This window comes from Streptomyces sp. NPDC002206, assembly GCF_053593595.1.
In genome coordinates this window covers 1-17,381 of record NZ_JBSFCW010000030.1, presented here as the reverse complement: position 1 = coordinate 17,381, position 17,381 = coordinate 1, and the positions used below count along the sequence as shown (strand labels likewise).

The 17,381-nt window shown below is 69.5% G+C and carries 14 protein-coding genes and 1 pseudogene; 1 reads left to right on the top strand and 14 read right to left on the bottom strand.

Features of this window, described 5'->3' with window-relative positions; genetic code table 11:
- Nucleotides 1-94: 94 nt before the first annotated feature.
- The 5 genes from ACWCP8_RS33165 to ACWCP8_RS33145 form a co-directional block, all read right to left on the bottom strand.
- Nucleotides 95-970, bottom strand: coding sequence for an alpha/beta hydrolase family protein (locus ACWCP8_RS33165; protein ID WP_451119920.1), 876 nt, complete (start codon nucleotides 968-970; stop codon nucleotides 95-97).
- Nucleotides 971-1,079: 109 nt separating this feature from the next.
- Complete coding sequence (gene kynU, locus ACWCP8_RS33160; RefSeq protein WP_451119918.1) at nucleotides 1,080-2,318, bottom strand: kynureninase; 1,239 nt, start codon at nucleotides 2,316-2,318, stop codon at nucleotides 1,080-1,082.
- Complete coding sequence (locus ACWCP8_RS33155; RefSeq protein ID WP_352266755.1) at nucleotides 2,311-3,159, bottom strand: tryptophan 2,3-dioxygenase family protein; 849 nt, start codon at nucleotides 3,157-3,159, stop codon at nucleotides 2,311-2,313. The genes kynU and ACWCP8_RS33155 overlap by 8 nt, the downstream gene beginning before the upstream one ends.
- A gap of 160 nt (nucleotides 3,160-3,319) precedes the next feature.
- Nucleotides 3,320-3,733 (bottom strand): DUF3151 domain-containing protein, encoded by a 414-nt coding sequence (locus ACWCP8_RS33150; protein WP_352266754.1) that lies wholly within the window; start codon nucleotides 3,731-3,733, stop codon nucleotides 3,320-3,322.
- A 62-nt stretch (nucleotides 3,734-3,795) separates the two neighbouring features.
- The gene (locus tag ACWCP8_RS33145) at nucleotides 3,796-5,313 is read right to left on the bottom strand and encodes an MFS transporter (protein ID WP_352266753.1); all 1,518 of its coding nucleotides are present in this window, start codon (nucleotides 5,311-5,313) and stop codon (nucleotides 3,796-3,798) included.
- Nucleotides 5,314-5,455: 142 nt separating this feature from the next.
- Between ACWCP8_RS33145 and ACWCP8_RS33140 the strand changes: the two genes are divergently transcribed.
- A complete protein-coding gene (locus ACWCP8_RS33140) occupies nucleotides 5,456-6,070 on the top strand; it encodes a hypothetical protein (protein WP_352266752.1) in 615 nt (204 codons plus the stop codon).
- Between the two features lie 58 nt (nucleotides 6,071-6,128).
- Here ACWCP8_RS33140 and ACWCP8_RS33135 read toward each other — a convergent pair whose 3' ends face one another.
- From ACWCP8_RS33135 to ACWCP8_RS33095, 9 genes and pseudogenes are all read right to left on the bottom strand, one after another.
- Nucleotides 6,129-7,319 carry a MalY/PatB family protein gene (locus ACWCP8_RS33135; RefSeq protein WP_451119915.1) on the bottom strand — a complete coding sequence of 397 codons (1,191 nt, stop codon included), beginning with the start codon at nucleotides 7,317-7,319 and terminating at the stop codon, nucleotides 6,129-6,131.
- Nucleotides 7,320-7,377: 58 nt separating this feature from the next.
- Nucleotides 7,378-8,400 carry a class II fructose-bisphosphate aldolase gene (fbaA, locus tag ACWCP8_RS33130; RefSeq protein ID WP_352266750.1) on the bottom strand — a complete coding sequence of 341 codons (1,023 nt, stop codon included), beginning with the start codon at nucleotides 8,398-8,400 and terminating at the stop codon, nucleotides 7,378-7,380.
- A gap of 213 nt (nucleotides 8,401-8,613) precedes the next feature.
- The gene (gene pyrE / locus ACWCP8_RS33125; RefSeq protein WP_352266749.1) at nucleotides 8,614-9,153 is read right to left on the bottom strand and encodes an orotate phosphoribosyltransferase; all 540 of its coding nucleotides are present in this window, start codon (nucleotides 9,151-9,153) and stop codon (nucleotides 8,614-8,616) included.
- A 190-nt stretch (nucleotides 9,154-9,343) separates the two neighbouring features.
- Entirely contained in the window at nucleotides 9,344-10,141 is a 798-nt protein-coding gene (locus ACWCP8_RS33120) for an aldose epimerase family protein (protein WP_352266748.1), read from the bottom strand.
- A gap of 21 nt (nucleotides 10,142-10,162) precedes the next feature.
- A complete protein-coding gene (locus tag ACWCP8_RS33115; protein WP_352266747.1) occupies nucleotides 10,163-11,104 on the bottom strand; it encodes an SRPBCC domain-containing protein in 942 nt (313 codons plus the stop codon).
- Nucleotides 11,105-11,192: 88 nt separating this feature from the next.
- A complete protein-coding gene (locus ACWCP8_RS33110) occupies nucleotides 11,193-12,794 on the bottom strand; it encodes a polyamine aminopropyltransferase (RefSeq protein WP_451119912.1) in 1,602 nt (533 codons plus the stop codon).
- 83 nt (nucleotides 12,795-12,877) lie between these two features.
- Nucleotides 12,878-13,399 (bottom strand): DUF2617 family protein, encoded by a 522-nt coding sequence (locus ACWCP8_RS33105; RefSeq protein WP_382827888.1) that lies wholly within the window; start codon nucleotides 13,397-13,399, stop codon nucleotides 12,878-12,880.
- A 782-nt stretch (nucleotides 13,400-14,181) separates the two neighbouring features.
- Nucleotides 14,182-15,021 (bottom strand): annotated as a pseudogene (locus ACWCP8_RS33100) (tyrosine-type recombinase/integrase); the annotation flags it as partial.
- A gap of 75 nt (nucleotides 15,022-15,096) precedes the next feature.
- Nucleotides 15,097-15,696 (bottom strand): hypothetical protein, encoded by a 600-nt coding sequence (locus tag ACWCP8_RS33095; protein WP_451119910.1) that lies wholly within the window; start codon nucleotides 15,694-15,696, stop codon nucleotides 15,097-15,099.
- Nucleotides 15,697-17,381 lie beyond the last annotated feature (1,685 nt).

Below are 17,381 nucleotides of genomic sequence, written 5' to 3'. Positions count from 1 at the left end.
GCAGTGATACGGATCCTGCGGCATCCGTCGCAAGGACTACTGGACCCTGGAAATCAGTGACAAATGCGACCGCCGGTTGCCCTCGGGGCCCCTGTCACCACGCCAACTGGGCGATCTCCTCCGCCACCACCGCGCACGCGTCCGCCGCCGGATCGATCAACGGGAAGTGCCCGACCTCCTCCAGCAGCGTCAGCCCCACCGTCTCGCCCGCCTTGGCCGCCGCGTCCACGAACGCCTCGGCTACCGCGTGCGGCACGGTCAGATCGGTGCGTCCCTGTACGACCGCGGTGGCGATACCGGTCGGCAGCAGCGCGGCCGGATCTGCGTACGGGCTCCGCGCGGCGAAGTCCCCTTCCCGCCCAAGGAGTTGACCCACCGCACCGGAGCAGACATCCAGCTCCACCGCCGCGGCGAAGTCGGCGATCGGCGCGAGGGCGACGACCCCGCGCAACGGCGGCGCCGCGGCAAGCCGCCATGGTGATCCCTGCGGCAGTACGTGCCGGGCCGCGGCCCACAGCGCCAGCTGCCCGCCCGCGGAGTGCCCGGTGACGACGATCCGTCGCGCATCGGCCTCCGGAAGCGCGACGGCCAGCAGCCGCGGCAGCGCGTCCATGGCCGCGGCGACATCGTCGAACGTCTCCGGCCAACGGCCCGCGACCGGACCGGAACCCCGCTGCTGCGGGAGCTCGCTGCCGCGCCGGTACTCGACGTTGGCGACGGCGAAACCGCGCCGGGCCAGGAAGTCGGCGAACGGCGTCACATGGAGCCGGTCGTACGGCCCCCGCCACGCACCACCGTGCAGGACGACCACGACGGGCGCCCCGGCCCGCCCGTCGCGCGGGGCGTAGAAGTCGATCACCTGGTCGGGATGGTCGCCGTAGGCGGCCGAGGCGTCGGGGGCGACGGCCGGATGCGAGAAGGCCGACTCGGTCTCGACTGCGTCCCGATCACGCGCGGCGGAATCCGACATGCTGCTCCAACCATCCGACAGAGGTGCCCAACTGGCCTGACCAGCGGGGACGGTATCAGCACCCGGCGCCGCGTCCCCACGGGGATTCACCGTGGGGACGCGGCAGGCGTCACACCTCGCCGAGCACCCCGTCGAGCGCCCCGCCCGAGACCTCACTCAGCACCTCACCCAGCACCCGCGCAGCCCGCTCCACATCCGCGAACCCCACGTACAGCGGCGTGAACCCGAACCGCAGCACATCCGGCCGCCGCAGGTCCCCGACCACGCCCCGCGCGATCAGCGCACGCATCACCGGCTCGGTGATCCCCGCGTCCACGCACCGCAACGACACCTGGCTGCCGCGCTCCGCATGCGCCTGCGGCGTGACCGGAACGACCACACCCTCCGGCGCATACGCCTCGACGCACTCCAGGAAGAAGTCCGTCAGGGCCAGCGACTTGGCCCGTACCGCCTCGACCGGCACCCCGTCCCACACGTCCAGTGACGCCTCGAGCGCCAGCATGGACAGGATGTCGGGGGTTCCGACCCGGCCGCGTACGGAACCGTCCGCGGGCGCGTACCCGGCATCCATCGCGAACGGGTCGGCGTGCGACGTCCACCCCGGCAGCGGCGAGTCGAAGGCCGCCTGATGCCGCTCGGCGACGTACAGGTAGGCGGGCGAACCGGGCCCTCCGTTCAGGTACTTGTACGTACAGCCGACCGCCAGGTCCACCCCGTGCGCGTCCAGGCCCACGGGCAGCGCGCCCGCGCTGTGGCACAGGTCCCAGACGGCGAGGCCGCCCGCCGCGTGCACGGTGGCGGTGAGGCCGGGCAGATCGTGCAGCCGGCCGGTGCGGAAGTCGACGTGGTTGAGCAGGACGACCGCGGTACGGGGCCCGACCGCGCCCGGCACGTCCCCGGGTGCGACGGGGACGAGCCGGTGCCCGGTCATCCGGGCGGCGGACTGGGCTATGTACCCGTCCGTGGGAAACGTCGTCGCGTCGACGAGGATCTCGTCGCGCCCCTCCGGCGCCAGCCGGCTCGCGGCGACGACGGCCTTGAAGACGTTCACGCTCGTCGAATCGCCGACGACGATCTGTCCGGCGGCGGCCCCGACGAGCGGGGCGATCCGGTCGCCGATCCGCTCGGGCGCGGTCCACCAGCCGCTCTCGTCCCAGGACCGGATGCGCAGCTCGCCCCACTCGCGGGTGAGGACCTCCTGCACCCGGGCGGGTACGTGTCGCGGCAGCGCGCCGAGCGAGTTGCCGTCGAGGTACACCCCGTCGTCGAGAGTGAACAGCTTGCGCAGATCCGCCAGTTCGTCGGCGGTGTCGAGTGCCGCGGCCCGCGCGGCGAAGATCTCAGACATGGCTGCGCGCCGTCCACAGCTCGGGGAACACGTTCTTCGTGGCCCGCTTCTCCAGCCACGCGACCCCGGCGGAGCCGCCGGTGCCGGTCTTCGAGCCCATCGCGCGCCGGGTGGCGACGAGATGGTCGTTGCGCCAGCGCCACACCAGTTCGCCGACGTCGGTGAGCGCCTCGCCGAGCCGGACGAGCTCGTCGTACCGCTCGGGGTCGGAGTAGATCTCCGTCCAGACGGCCTCGACCTCGGGGGACGGCTCGTACTTCTGCGTCAGATCGCGGCCGAGCACGGACTGCGGCACCCCGTGGCCGCGCCGGGCGAGCAGGGCGAGCACCTCGTCGTACAGGCTCGGCTCGGCGAGCGCCTTCTCCAGCTCGGCGTGGACGCGGGGCGCGCCCCGGTGCGGTACGAGCATGGACGCGGACTTGTCGCCGAGCAGGAACTCCATCCGCCGGTACATCGCCGACTGGAAGCCGGAGCCCTCGCCGAGTGCGGCGCGGTAGGAGTTGAACTGGGCGGGGGTGAGCTGGGCGAGCGGCGTCCAGGACGCGTTGAGCGCCTCCAGTTCCCGTACCGACCGCTTCAGCGCATCGCGCGCGACCGGCAGCCGGTCCTCACGCAGGGCGTACGCCGCGGTCTCCCACTCATGGACGATGACCGTGAACCACAGCTCCATGACCTGGGTGGTGACCAGGAAGACCATCTCGCCCGGGTCGTCGGAGCGCAGGTGCTGGAGATGGGTCAGGACATCCGCCTGGACGTAGTCCTCGTACGGAGTCGTTCCCGCGAAGTCCAGATGCGGGGTGTCCGCACCGGTGGCTTCGGGGTCGGGGTGGATCGTCGACATTGCTGTCTCCTCGACACGAGCTTCCGGGTAGCGGTCCGCCCCTTCCGTGAGGTGATGGAGCTCCGGTCCCCTGCCCGCATCCTAAGCGGACCCCGGGGAAACGTGCAGGCCCCGCAGACGGCGGTACGTCTGCGGGGCCCGGAACACCGTCCCGGAGGTCCTAACCCAGGATCTCGGCGGCGGTCGGAGACGAGTCACGGAGGAACGATGAGCAGCGCTCGTACTCCTCCTGCTCGCCGATCGACTGGGCGGCGCGCGCGAGGGCGTGCAGGGCGCGCAGGAAGCCGCGGTTCGGCTCGTGCTCGAAGGGTACGGGCCCGTGGCCCTTCCAGCCGGCCCTGCGCAGTGCGTCGAGGCCACGGTGGTAGCCGGTGCGGGCATAGGCGTACGACTCGATGACACGGCCGCCCTCGAACGCCTCGTCGGCGAGCTGCGCCCAGGCCAGCGAAGAGGTCGGGTACTTCGCGGCGACATCGGCGGGGGCCGTGCCGTTCGCGAGGAGCTCGCGCGGCTCGGGGTCGTCGGGCAGGTGGGTCGGGGGAGGCCCCCCGAGCAGGTTCTCGTGGATGGACATGGGTTCAAGTGTGCCTGGCACATGCGCGCCGGGGGTAGCCGGGCGTCCTCGGATCGGTCAGGTCAGGTCCGGCCCGGGTCCCCGTTCTCGTCCCGAGCGGGCTCGAGGGGAGGCGCCTCGACAGCGCAGTGCACGGTGCATGCGGGACGCGCCTTGCTCTTCCGGACCGCGGGCGGTGTCCGTACGGTCGCCCAGGCGATCACCGAGCCCAGCACCATCAGGCCGGCACACATCGGCATGGCCCGCTTGAAGGCCGCTGCGAACTGCCCTGCGTCGCGGTACGCCTCCGGGCCCATCCCGGCGAGCAGCGGCAGCGCGGCCACGGCGATCAGGCCTGCGGCGCGGGCGGCGGCGTTGTTGATCCCGCTGGCCAGTCCGGCCCGCGCGGTCTCGACGGAGGCTAGGACGGTCGAGGTGAGCGGCGCCACCACGGTGACCAGGCCGAGGCCGAGCACGGCGACGGCGGGCAGCACGTGCTGTACGTACGCGGAGACGGAGGCGTCGCCGGGCCCCACCCGCAGCATGAGCAGCATCCCGGCGGCGGCGAACAGCGGCCCGACAGTGAGCGGGATACGGGGCCCGATCCGCTGCCCCAGCTCGCCCGACGAGGCGGAGAACAGCAGCATCAGCACAGTGGTCGGAAGAAGGGCGGTCCCGGCGCCGAGGGCGGAGTACCCCGCCACGACCTGGAGCTGGATGGCGGAGAGGAAGAAATAACCGCTGAGCGCGGCGTACACACAGAGCGTGACGATATTGACGGCCGTGAACTGACGGGACGCGAACACCGACGGCGGCAGCATGGGGTTCGTCCGCCGCCGCTCCACCTGCACGAACGCCACCCCGAGCACGACCCCGCCCACGGCCGCCCCGATCACCGCGGCGGACGCCCCCTGGCCGGGCGCCTCGATCAGCGCATACGTCACCAGGGCAAGAGCGAGCGCGCCGAGCAAGGCCCCCAGAACATCGAAGCGCCCGTGTGCGTGCGGGTCCCGCGACTCGGGTACGTGACGCAGCGCGACCGGCACGCAGACGGCGGCCACCGGCACATTGATCAGAAACACCCACCGCCACCCGGGGCCGTCGACGAGCCACCCCCCGACGAACGGTCCGATGGCGGCCCCCACCCCACCGAACCCCGACCACAGCCCGACCGCGCGCGCCCGGTCGTCCGGATGAAAACTTGCCTGGATCAACGCCAGCGACCCGGGGGTGAGGAGCGCCCCGCCCACTCCCTGGAGGGCGCGGGCACCGATCAGAACGGCGGCATTCGGCGCAATGCCGCACAGCAACGAGGCACCGGCGAACCAGATCACCCCCATGACGAAGACCCGCCGCCGCCCGTACCGGTCCCCGAGCGCCCCACCGAGAAGGATCAGCCCGGCGAGCGTCAGCATGTAGGCGTTGACGGTCCATTGAAGGGCGGCCAGGTCGGTGCCGAGGTCCTTGCCGATGCGAGGCAGGGCAACGTTGATGACGGTGGAGTCGAGCATGGCCATGCTGGACCCGAGGACGGTGGTCAGGACGACCCAGCGCCCGGGCGCGGAGGCAGCACGGATCTCACCGGCCGGTGTCTCACCCATGCGAGCAGCATCGCCGCTACGCGGCACTCCGGCCAGTCCGTGTCCGGCCGCCCCGCTCGTCGCTCGCGCCCGCGCCCCCACCCGCAGCGCGCGAGCGCTGAGTAATGTGTGCGTAAATGTCCCGGTTCCGGAGATGGATTCCATGGATGACGACGAGACCCGTTCTGCAGACGCGGGCGCAGGCACGGGTCCCGGCCCCCACCGCAGCCGCAGCGCCGCCATCGGCCAAGTGGTGCCGAGGACCGCCGTGATCGCCGGCGGCGGAGCGCTGGCGATCTGGGAGCCCGCCTTCACGCTCGGCGCCTACAACGTCGTCTTCTACTACCAACTGCTCACCCTCTGGGCGGTGTCGACCGCCGTGATGCTGACCGCCCTGCTGCTGCGCGAACGCGGACCGCGACACGGCTGGATGTACTGGGCCTGTCTGGCCCTGCCCAGTGTGTGGATCGTCATCGCCGCCGTCGTGCCCCGCCACAACGGCTGGCCGGACAAGACGCTCTTCCTGGCGGGCGGCATCCTCAGCATCGTCGGCACCCCGCTGCTGGTCTGGGTGCTCCTGCACCTCCTGCTCTTCGGGGAGTCGGAACTCTCCACGCGTGAGCGAAGGACGGTCATCGGCGTCGTCGTGGTCGTCGGCGCGCTCGCCTACGGGCTCGGCCAGTTGAACCACGTCTTTCTCACCTGCGGGGACTTCAACATCAGCGGAAACAGCATCCCTTCCGGGTGCCGGCCGGGACACGCCTCCCCGCTCGGCTGACACACGGCGCCCCGACGGGAACGCGTTCCCCCTTCGCCGCCGGGCGGGCAGCCGTCCGCTACCTCACGGCCTCCAGCGCCCGCACCAGCGCCTCCACGCCCGCCTCGACCTTGCTCCGCGGGCACCCCACGTTCAGCCGCAGGAACCCCTCGGCCCCGTACACCGCACCCGGCATGATCGCGACCTTCTCGCGCTCGATCAGCACCCGCTGCAGTGCCTCGTCGTCCACACCCAGGGGGCGCAGATCGATCCATGCCAGGTAGCCGGCCTGCGGGGGCTGCCAGGACAGTTCGGGGAACGCCGCGTTCAGGCGTTCCGCGACCAGGGCCAGGTTCCCGGCCACGTACGCGCGTACCGCGTCCAGCCACGGCCCGCCCTGCCGGTACGCGGCTATGTGCGCGGTGAGCGACAGCACCGCCGGGGAGGCCAGGCCCTCCGCCGTTTCCATGCGGCGCAGGAACTCCGTCCGGTCGGCCGGATCGCCGATGATGCCGTACGAGCCGGTCAGCGCCGGGAAGTTGAAGGACTTGGACGCGGACGAGATCACCGCCCAGCGGGCGTCACCCGCCACCCGCGTCCACGGCACATGCCGGTGGCCGTCGTGCACGAAGTCCGCATGGATCTCGTCGCTGATCACCGCGACCCCGTGGAGCGCGGCCAGAGCGGCCATCTCGACCAGTTCTGGCTCCGTCCACACCCGGCCCGTCGGGTTGTGCGGCGAGCAGAGCACCAGCACCTTCGCTTCGGGGCGGGCCAGTTCCCGTTCCAGCGCCCCGGTGTCCCCCACCGGCACGCCCCGCAGCTCGCGGCCGAGGCCGGTGATCGCCTTGCGGAAGCCGTCGTACGTGGGGGTGTGGACGACCACGCCGTCGCCCTCGGCCGTCCACATCTGGAGGAGCTGCGAGAACTGGCTGAGCACGGACGGGCCGTACACCAGTCGGCCGGTGTCCAGCTCGGTGCCGTACCGGGTCTCGTACCAGTGCGCGATCGCCGACCGGAAGTCGTCGTGCTGCCAGCTGGTGTAGCCGAGTACGCCGTGGTCGAGGCGGGTCCGCAGTGCGGTCAGGACCTCGGGGGCCGTCTCGAAGTCCATGTCGGAGATGGTGAACGGGAGCAGCCCGTCGACACCGAACCGGTCGGCGACCCCGTCCCACTGGACACACCAGGTGCCCCTGCGGTCGATGACGGTGTCGAAGTGATAGCGCGCGTTCGCTTGCACAGTGGGCTCCTCGTACTCGTTCGCGGACATGCCGTGGGCCCGGCACCCCAGGGAGTACCGGGCCCACGGCCGCCGTTCGTACCTACTACTACTTCAGCTTGGTGCCGGTGGACCGCAGGTTGGCGCAGGCCTCCGTGACGCGCTTGGCCATGCCCGCCTCGGCGGACTTGCCCCAGCTGCGCGGGTCGTAGACCTTCTTGTTGCCGACCTCGCCGTCGACCTTCAGCACGCCGTCGTAGTTGCGGAACACGTGGTCCACGATCGGGCGGGTGAAGGCGTACTGGGTGTCGGTGTCGAGGTTCATCTTCACGACGCCGTTCTCCAGCGCGGTGGCGATCTCCTGCTCGGTGGAACCGGAGCCGCCGTGGAAGACGAAGTCGAACGGAGACGACTTGCCGTACTTGGCGCCGACGCCCTCCTGGAGGTCCTTGAGGAGCTCGGGACGGAGCACGACGTTGCCGGGCTTGTAGACGCCGTGCACGTTGCCGAAGGAGGCGGCCAGCAGGTAGCGGCCCTTCTCGCCCAGGCCGAGCGCCTCGGCGGTACGCAGCGCGTCGTCGACGGTCGTGTACAGCTCGTCGTTGATCTCGTGGGTGACGCCGTCCTCCTCGCCACCGGTCGGGGTGATCTCGACCTCGAGGATGATCTTGGCGGCGGCGGCCTTGGCCAGCAGCTCCTGGCCGATGGCCAGGTTGTCGGCGAGGGTCTCGGCCGAACCGTCCCACATGTGGGACTGGAACAGCGGGTTCAGGCCCTTGGCGACGCGCTCGGCGGAGATGTCGATCAGCGGACGTACGTAGCCGTCCAGCTTGTCCTTGGGGCAGTGGTCGGTGTGCAGCGCGACCGTGACGTCGTACTTGGCGGCGACGATGTGCGCGAACTCGGCGAGGGCGACGGCGCCCGTGACCATGTCCTTGTTGTGCTGGCCGCCCAGGAACTCCGCCCCACCGGTGGAGATCTGGACGATGCCGTCGCTCTCCGCCTCCGCGAAGCCGCGCAGTGCAGCGTGCAGGGTCTGGGTCGACGTCACATTGATGGCCGGGTAGGCGAACTTGCCTGCCTTCGCCCGGTCGAGCATCTCGGCGTAGACCTCGGGGGTTGCGATGGGCATCTGTCCGCTCCTTGGGATGTGCGGGTGTGCGTTGCTGGTTCCCTGACCTGGGGGCGACGTCATCGTCGCCCCCATCTTCCCAGACTCTCGCTTCGGCTCCACCCGGCGTACTCCCTCAACGTTCCGGCCGGGGAACTGAAGGCATACGACAAGGGCGGACGGTTTCACGTGAAACCGTCCGCCCTTGAAGAAAATCGCAGGTCAGGCCAGCAATCAGGCCAGGCCGAGGTCCGCCACCGTGTAGGCGTGGACGTACGGGAGACCGGCCTCGGCAATGGCCGGAGCGGCACCCCGCTCCACGATCGTGGCGACGGCGACGACTTCGCCACCGGCCTCACGCACCGCCTCGACGGCCGTCAGCGGCGAACCGCCGGTGGTCGAGGTGTCCTCGACCACCAGACAACGGCGGCCCTTCACGTCCGTGCCCTCGATCCGGCGCTGCATGCCGTGCGCCTTCTGCGCCTTGCGGACGACGAACGCGTCCAGGGTCTTCCCGCGGGCGGCGGAGGCGTGCAGCATCGACGTGGCCACCGGGTCGGCGCCCAGCGTCAGGCCGCCAACGCAGTCGTAGTCCAGCTCGGCGGTCTCGTCGAGCATGACCTGACCGACCATCGGAGCGGCCGTTCCGTCCAGCGTGATGCGACGCAGGTCGATGTACCAGTCGGCTTCCAGACCCGAGGAGAGGGTCACCTTGCCGTGCACCACGGCCTTGTCCTTGATCTGCTGGAGCAGCTCAGCGCGTACGTCAGTCATGGCTACGAGCTTAAGGGCTGTCCTGTGATCCCTGGCGGGCGCACGACGACAGCTACGGCACCTCGCCGCGTTGTCGGAACGCCCGAATACGCCCCGTATGAGGATGTCCCTCCGCCTTGCGATGCACCGCATCCGACGCCGCGCGCTGATCCACCAGGGATGACGGGACAGCCCTTAGGGCGTGTCCGGCTCAGAGCCTGCGCCAGCTCCAGGTCGTCGCGATCTCCAGCGGCTCGATCGGGGTCACATACCGGGGCGCGGTGTTCAGTCCGTTCGGCGGGCCCGACTGCGGCTCCACGCAGACCGCCTCGGCCTGTTCGTCGTAGACGACGACCCACTCGGCCCGGCTCTTCACCTTCAACTCCAGTCGCTCCGGCCAGGTGAGCGTCACATCGACCCCGTCGGGCATCCCGAAGCAGTCGTCCCACGGCCCGGGCATGACCGGGATCCGGCGGCCGGTCGGCAGATGGTCCTCGCCCCGCTCCTCCTGCCAGGCGGCGTCGAAGGCGATCTGTACGTCACCGCCGGTTCCGAGGTTCCGCAGGAACCACGGGTGCCAGCCGGCCTGCGCCGGGAACGAGTCCCCGTACGTCTCGATGCCGAACGCGACCGTGAGTGAGTCCTCGGCCAGTTCGAAGGTCTGGGTCACCCGGCCCGGATACGGCCACGGCTCGGCGAGGTCGTAGTAGAACGCGGCCTGCGACTCGCCCGCCTTGGCGGTGCGCCAGGCCGTGTCGCGGCCGGTGCCGTGAATGGCGTGCGGCGGGGAATTCAGGGGCAGCTGATGAGGCACATCGCCGTTGAGGAAGTGGCCGTACCCGGTCCGCCCGCACCACGGCACCATCGGGAAGCAGCCATACCGCTCCCCCTGCCGCAGCAGCTCGGTACCGCCGATCCGGAGGCTGCTGATCCGGCAGCCGTTGGCGGGGTTCACGGTCAACTCGGTGTCGCCGACGGACAGCCGGACGTTCTTCTCGCTACTGCTCACACGACGACACTACTGGCGCCGCTACCTCCGGCGCCGCAGCGCCCGGCCCACCACGACCGCGGAGGCGAGCGCGAGGGCGGCCGCCGGGGCCACCCAGCGCAGGGTGGCACCCGCGGTGGTCGAGTCGGGCGACGGCACGGGGGCGTACCGCCCGCGCGGCGGCGCGTGGTCGACCTCCTCGGCACTGCGCCCGATCATGGTCCGCCGGGCGTGCGCGGCCTCGGCGGGCGGTTCGTCGGGGACGGTGAACTCCATGTCCGGGACGGGGTCGAGCGACGGCGGGGGGACGGGCGCGTCGAAGACCGAACCGGTACCGGGGAGCGACCCGGCGGCGTCGTCCTCAGCGGGCCCGCCCTCGGGAGACTCTTCGGAAGCGCCCTCGGGGAACTCCCCCACCGTCGTCTCGTCCGCCGTCTCCGCGGCCTCCTCGATCGCCCGGTCCACGGCTTCGTCGACGGCCAGGTCCACGACCGCCCCGGCCGGCCCGTCGGACTCGCCCGCCGGTCCGTCTGCAGCCGGCCCGTGGGACGCCAGCGTCTCCGTCACCAGCTGCTGCGTGAAGCGGTCCAGCAGCCGGTGGGCCGCCGCGAGCGTCGCCTCGCGTTCCAGCTCCACGATGCGGCCCTCGCCGGCCGCCGTGCCCGTGAAACCGATCGTCGTACCTCCGTCCGTCTCCGTCAGGCGGATCGTCAGTGCGAGCTTCGCCGAGCCGCTGCCCCGCGCCTCGACGCCCTCGCCCTCGACGGAGATCCCGGCCCCGTCCGGCAGCGCGGCCGAAGTCAGCGTGCCGCGGTACGTGATCGTGTGGCTTCCGATCCGGACCTTGAGCCGGCCGGACAGGGGGCCCGCGGACGCGTCGGCGTCCTGTTGGAGGCCCGGTACACAGCGCGCGACCCGGGCAGGATCGCCCAGCGTCCGCCGAAGGGACGGGACCGGAACCGGAACGAACACCTCATGCTCCATGGAAACCGAGCCTACTCAGGCCCGGCCGCCCCGTCACCGCTTCCGCACCCGGAAGCGGCACTCAGCACCCGAGACCTCCCCTGTCCCCTCACGGCTCCTCCCAGTACCGCGGATGCACCAGCGTCGACGGCGCCTGCTCCGGCAGCCGCCCCCGCTGCGCGTACCGGGCCGCGCCCGCCAGTACCCCTTCCGTCAGGGAGCGGAGCTTCGGCGCCCGGGAAGACAGGCCCAGCGCCGGGGCTCGCGGTCCCGGGCGGGCGAGGACGAAGCCCCAGCCGTGCGGGGCCTTCGTGCGGTCCGTCGTGCGGTCCGGGCCCGCCGCGAAGCCGCTACGACGGCCACTGATGCCGTACGGGCGGGTGCTCAGGCCCGCCGCCCGTACGGATGCCTCGACCGTCCAGAACGTGCGCGGCCGGGTGTCCGGCGGCCCCCCGTGCACCACCAGGCGGCCGCCGGGGGCCAGGGCCTCGGCGATCAGGCCGTAGAACTCCGCGGAGTACAGCTTCGTGCTCGCCGTGATGCCGGGGGCGGGCAGATCGGAGATCACCACGTCGTAGCCGGCGTGCCCCGCCCGCAGCCAGTTGAACGCGTCCGCCGTCACGGCCGTCAGCCGCGGGTCGCGGTACGCGTGCGCGTTCAGCGCGGAGAGCGCCGGGTCCGTACGGGCCAGTCGGGTGACGCCGGGGTCGATCTCGACGAGCGTGACACTCCGTACGTCCGGGTAGCGCAGCACCTCGCGGGCGGCCAGACCGTCGCCGCCGCCCAGGATCAGCACCCGCGCGTGGCGGCCGTCCATCGCCGGGTGGACCAGCGCCTCGTGGTACCGGTACTCGTCCTGGGCGCTGACCCGCAGCCGCCCGTCCAGATAGAGGTCCAGGGAGCTGCGGCCCGTCCCGGTGAGGACCACCTCCTGCACATCGGTCTGCACAGCGACCCGCACCTCGTCCCCGTACACCGCGCGCCGCGCCGCCCGCTCGAAGTCGTCGGCCAGGACCGTGGCGGTGGCCAGCAGGGCGATCACCGACACATTGACGAGGATCAGCAGCCACCGCGAGCGCGGGGCGAGGTCCCGGCGGAACACCCACAGCACCAGCGCCCCGCCCGCCGCCGCGTTGACCATGCCGGTGAGCAGCGCCCCGGTGAGCTGGCCGAGGACCGGCAGCAGCAGGAAGGGGAACGCCAGTCCACCGACGAGCGCCCCGACATAGTCGGCGGCGAACAGATCCGCGACGGTCCCGCCCGCGTCCTGCCGGTCGACGCGCTGGATCAGGGTCATCAGCAACGGGATCTCCGCACCGATGAGGACGCCTATCGCGAGCGAGAACCCGACCAGCGCGAACCGGGACTCCCCGATCCAGGCGAACGACGCGTACAGCACGAGCGCGGAGGAGCCGCCGATCAGTGCGAGCCCCGCCTCGATCAGCCCGAAACCCACTGCTGCGTGGCTGCGCAACCGTTTCGCGAGCAGCGAGCCGATGCCCATCGCGAAGACCATCACGGACAGCACGACGGAGGCCTGGGTGACGGAGTCTCCGATCAAGTAGGAGGCGAGCGCGACCAGTTCGAGCTCGTACACCAGTCCGCAGGCGGCACAGATGAACACGGCGGCCAGCACGAGGAGCCGGCCGGTCCGCGGCCGCACGGGGATTCGCGCCGCGCCCCCTCGCAGCGACACCTGCTGGTCGATCATGATGCGAACGCTACGTCACGACGACGTCGCCACCTGTCACCCACAAGGGTGCAAGTGCCGCGTGCGCGACGCCGTTTGGGTAATCAGTGAGCCACCGCCGGCATCCGCACGCCCACGCGGGTGCGGGTCACCACCAGCTGACCCTCCTGCGGGTACGCATGCCAGGTGCGCCACCGCACCTGGCCCTCCGTCCGCTGCGCGAGCATGGCGGTGAAGGCGTGCGGACTACCGGGAAACGTCCCGGCGAGGCCGTGCGGATGGTCGGTCACCAGCGCGAGGAGTTCCTGCGCACGCCCTGCGAAGGCGTCCGCGGAGAGCGTCTCGACACGCGCCGCGAATTCGTACTCCCACTCCCCGAGCCGTTTGGCGACTCCGAGCGGCAGCGGTGTGCTGCTGCCGGGGATACAGGCCACCGTCTCGGAGCAGCTGCCGCCGTCCTCCTCGAGAAGCACCTGATGGGAGGCGCCGAGCAGACGCAGTTGCAGTTGGGCACCGCCGAGCTGGAGGTCGAGCACGGCCAGGGCGGGGAGCGGTTCGCGCCCCAGCGCCCAGGCCAGGTCGGCAGCACGGGTGTCGGAATAGGCCGTCTGGAGGGTCGTGAGCATGGGTCGGCTCCGCAAAACACGCGTGGACACATGGACAGGGGACGCCCCCGTGGCGATATACGTGGGAGGTGGGGAGCGCCCGATCAGGTCCAACTGGGGTCCGAGGGCTGGATGTTCTCTCCAACGAGGGAATCACGAAGTGCGACGATCCACAGCATTTTTGCCCAACTTGCCGTGGTTTCCATCCCCTCGGGGGCCCTACGGTTCACGTGTTCACCGGGTACGCGCCGGCCGACCCAACAAAAAGGTGCCCGGCGGGAGTTCACCCGCCGGGCACCCGGTGACGCGGACCAGCTGCCCCGTGTCAGCTGCCTCCGCCGCATCCGCCCCCGCCGCCGCACGACGAACCACCACCGCACGAGGAACCGCCCCCGCACGAGTGACCACCGGAGTGACCGCCCGAGTGGCTGCTGCCTCCGCAGGACGCGCCGCCGCCCTCGCCGCCCGCCCACCAACTGCCACCAGCGGCCGCGCCGCCGCCCGCGCTACGGCGCCCGGAGCGCCGGGAGGACGACTTGCTGCTGTTCGCCGACCGCCACATCGCGACGACGCAGCCGATCACAACGATCCCGGCCAGTACCCCGAAGAAAGCCCCCACCGACCTCACGTCCTTCCGTCCCCCGAAGCGAGGTCCCCCGCTTCATGTTCCTTCCGCTTCCTGCGTGAGTGGGGGATGCCCCCGGCCCCGCGGAGCCAAAGCAGACTTGAGCAACTTCAGAGGGTTCTATCGGGGAAACGCCCCCTGACCTGCACGTAAGCGCAGGTCAGGGGGCGCCCGGGGCTCACTGGGCCGTCTGTGGGCCGTGATCTTCCCCGAAGATGCGCTGAAAAACCGAGTCGATGGCGCGGCGGGCGCGCTCGCGGCTGTCAGGCATCGGGTGGGACTACACCCGCAGCGTCAGTCCCGGATCGGCATGCCCCATGTACTCGCTGACGGCCTTGATGTTCTCGCCCGCGTCCAGCAACGCGGAAGCGTAGAAGTGTCGCAGGGCGTGCATGCCGTGCTCGCGCGCTGACTCGTACTTGCCGTTCTGGTCCACCGCTTCGGGGATGAGCCCGGCTGCCGCGAGAGCAGGCTTCCACTCCTTGCCGTTGAAGTTGCTCCGCCACACCATGCCCCCTTGCTCAGCCGTGAAGATCAGCCGGAAGGACACCTTCGGACCCTCCGGTGTGTCCCACGGCAACGTGATCTCCACGGGCTTGAAGGCGTCCATATGCGCTCTCAGGGATTCCGCCACGTAGTCGGGCAGCGGCACATCCCGCGTCTTGCCGCCCTTGGGAAGAGCGAACACCGGGTGCCCCTCCACGTGCTTGATCTGCCGAACCACATGAAGCGTGCACCCATCGACGTCGATAGCGTCCTCGGCCGGCCCGAACACCTCGCCCTGGCGCGGACCGCATCCGGCGCCGACATCGACCATCGCTTGATACCGCTCCGCAAGAGCCGCTCGAACGGCGAACATTTGAGTGGGCACCCACGGAACAACTGGATAGGGGGCGGGCTTGGACCGCCGAACGGTCCGTGCACTGCGTGGGTTGCGGGACAGCAGCGTGTCATCGACAGCGGCGGACAGGACCGACTGAACATCCGCGAAGATCTTCCGGACATAGGAAGGGCTCACGCCCAACAAGCGAAGGGGAGCCCGTCAGCAAGCTGACGGGCTCCCGCGAAAGATCGAGGCTAACCTGCCATCAGGTCAGATCGTCGGTGTGTCATCGACGATCTCCTTGTGCGGTTCGACAATGAACCTCCAGCCATCGCTGGGCTCCAGGAACCGCACTCGGGTCGGGTAGATGTCCAGGGCACGGCGGTCGCGATTTTGGCTGTTCGTGTTCTTCCGCCCCCGGGCCGGCTCCTCGTACAGGTCGACCTTGACGTCCGGCACCGCGACGGTTTCCTCGCTCCAGCGCTGAACGATCCCCGCGCCGAACGCGTCCCGTGCGGCGGAGTAGAGCGACTCCAGGGATTCCTTTTTCCCATCAGGCACGAAGAGGGCGAGGTTCAGGAGGACGCCGGCACTCTGGAGAACCTCGATTTCTTCCCCTGCCTTGTCGGCAATCCAGATCCCACGCTCTTCGACATTGTCCGGGAGAACATGAATTTCCTCACCGAAGATCGTCCTCGCAGTGAAGGACCCTCCCTCGAAATTCTTACCCGGCTTCGTAAGGGAAGCCGGGGCGTAGCAGTTGAGAGGAAGGCCATCCATCTCCGCCGAGACGAAGATGTCGTCCTGGAGGCCCAATTCCGAAACCTCTCCGGCCGTAAGACGTCGAGCCGTAACCTTCTCGGTATTCACGCCATTCCCCTTTTTTTGTGGCGTCCTGTAAATTCATTAGGACTATACCATGAAAACGAACAGTCAATCCCTTTACGCGCACCGTCGCCCTCGCGATAGTACAGTCAACCCTCCGAGTAATTTCTTCCGACAGAACAGCAGACGAATCCTCTCGCATCGCCAGCGAAACGTAGCCCCCGTAGAGAAATTCGGTGAGGTCCAAGAGGTGACTAACCGCTTCGGCGGGGTTTTCGGAACTAACCTAAAAGCCTAAGTTCACTGCTATAGGAGCGACGTTGCCCTGAGCCGAGCGTTAAGTATCAGCCACCGACCACAGTTGGAGGCTGCAGGTTCTGATCCCCACACCAAGCGGTAACTCCTCGGAAGGTGCGGTAGGTTGGTGCGCCGCTCGGGGGCCGTTCGGTTGCCCGCGCAGCCTCAGAGTGGCGCCACCTCCAACTCTGATTTACCCACTGAACGGGGAAGAGAAAATATGCGCTTCCTGCGCACTCGCATTGTGCCGGTCGCTGTGTCTCTCGGGGCGGGTTTGCTACTTGGCCTAGTGGGCCCCGTGGCTGGGGAATGGGATAATCCCGTTTGCGTCGCCGTGAGTACTGTTTTTTCTAGTGGTTGGCCGTGGGCCTGTTATGCATTCTTGGTGGGCTATTTCCGCCGATCCAAAATCGAGTCAGCGTTGCTGCCGTCTTTGGGGTTGGCTATCGGCGTAGTCACATACTACCTTTTTAAGGATATGAACCTTACCATTCCGGCCGGAATGGAACCTGCCGCCTCCGTTCCGGCCGGAATGGAATATGGCGCCTCCAGTGAGGAGCAAATTCTCGTGTGGGGAATAGCGGCTTTCGTGTTTGGTGCGCCTGTGGGACTCGTGGGGAACGTAGCGCGAACGCCCGGAGTTGGTGGCCTTCTGTTCCGCCTGCTTGTTCCATTGATCGCCTTCTTCGAGGCCACTCAGCGCTTGAGCACAGAGGCTGACTCGCAAGGGATGACGTTCTCCATAACGTGGAACACGATTCGCGTTGCTGCAATCATTTCCGCAGTCGCTCTCGTCGGGCACACAGTGTGGAGCTGGCGCGCTCGACGCAGCCGACCCGAGGGGTGGGCGGAAGGTGGCGTGTCAGCAAAGCGTCGCTAACTAAGTCAGCCGCCAAGTGAAATGTGAGCGGCCTTGGTCGAACGGCCGACCAGCGCTTGAAACGGGCGAGGGTCTCTCGCGGTGTTCTTGGGGCCCCTTCCCTCAGGTGTGCCCCAGGGGTGTCTAGCGACGGAGAAGCTGCAGGTGAAAGGGGTTAAGGGGAGCCCTCTGTAAATCTGACCCGCTGGGCGGGTCCGAGGGTGTTCCTGCTAGCCTCGATCCTTCGTGACGGTCCGCCGACAAAGTCGGTGGACCGTTTCGCGTCCTGTGCCTGATGGCCGACAGGCCGAGGGCCCGGCTGTCGCGTCGGGTGGGCGCCGGGTTCCACGGCTCCGGTCGGGGGAGGGTGCTGCTCGCGGGGACGGAAACGTGCTGGTCAGCCTGGGTTGGGGAGAGCTTCGAGCCGTGCCAGGGCGTTGGTGATCACGTCGGTCCAGGGCCAGTGGCGTGCGAATCTCAGCTTGGCGTTTAACCTCGCCGGTTCACTCGACCCGCTGATCTCGTGTTCTTCGAGGGACAGCAGGGCGGCCGTTCTTCACGCTTCGAGGTGTCG

Bases quoted from the DNA above. Each gene is read 5' to 3' on its own strand.
- ACWCP8_RS33165 (WP_451119920.1), bottom strand. From the start codon at position 970: ATGTCGGATTCCGCCGCGCGTGATCGGGACGCAGTCGAGACCGAGTCG.
- kynU (WP_451119918.1), bottom strand. From the start codon at position 2,318: ATGTCTGAGATCTTCGCCGCGCGGGCCGCGGCACTCGACACCGCCGAC.
- ACWCP8_RS33155 (WP_352266755.1), bottom strand. From the start codon at position 3,159: ATGTCGACGATCCACCCCGACCCCGAAGCCACCGGTGCGGACACCCCG.
- ACWCP8_RS33150 (WP_352266754.1), bottom strand. From the start codon at position 3,733: ATGTCCATCCACGAGAACCTGCTCGGGGGGCCTCCCCCGACCCACCTG.
- ACWCP8_RS33145 (WP_352266753.1), bottom strand. From the start codon at position 5,313: ATGGGTGAGACACCGGCCGGTGAGATCCGTGCTGCCTCCGCGCCCGGG.
- ACWCP8_RS33140 (WP_352266752.1), top strand. From the start codon at position 5,456: ATGGATGACGACGAGACCCGTTCTGCAGACGCGGGCGCAGGCACGGGT.
- ACWCP8_RS33135 (WP_451119915.1), bottom strand. From the start codon at position 7,319: ATGTCCGCGAACGAGTACGAGGAGCCCACTGTGCAAGCGAACGCGCGC.
- fbaA (WP_352266750.1), bottom strand. From the start codon at position 8,400: ATGCCCATCGCAACCCCCGAGGTCTACGCCGAGATGCTCGACCGGGCG.
- pyrE (WP_352266749.1), bottom strand. From the start codon at position 9,153: ATGACTGACGTACGCGCTGAGCTGCTCCAGCAGATCAAGGACAAGGCC.
- ACWCP8_RS33115 (WP_352266747.1), bottom strand. From the start codon at position 11,104: ATGGAGCATGAGGTGTTCGTTCCGGTTCCGGTCCCGTCCCTTCGGCGG.
- ACWCP8_RS33110 (WP_451119912.1), bottom strand. From the start codon at position 12,794: ATGATCGACCAGCAGGTGTCGCTGCGAGGGGGCGCGGCGCGAATCCCC.
- ACWCP8_RS33105 (WP_382827888.1), bottom strand. From the start codon at position 13,399: ATGCTCACGACCCTCCAGACGGCCTATTCCGACACCCGTGCTGCCGAC.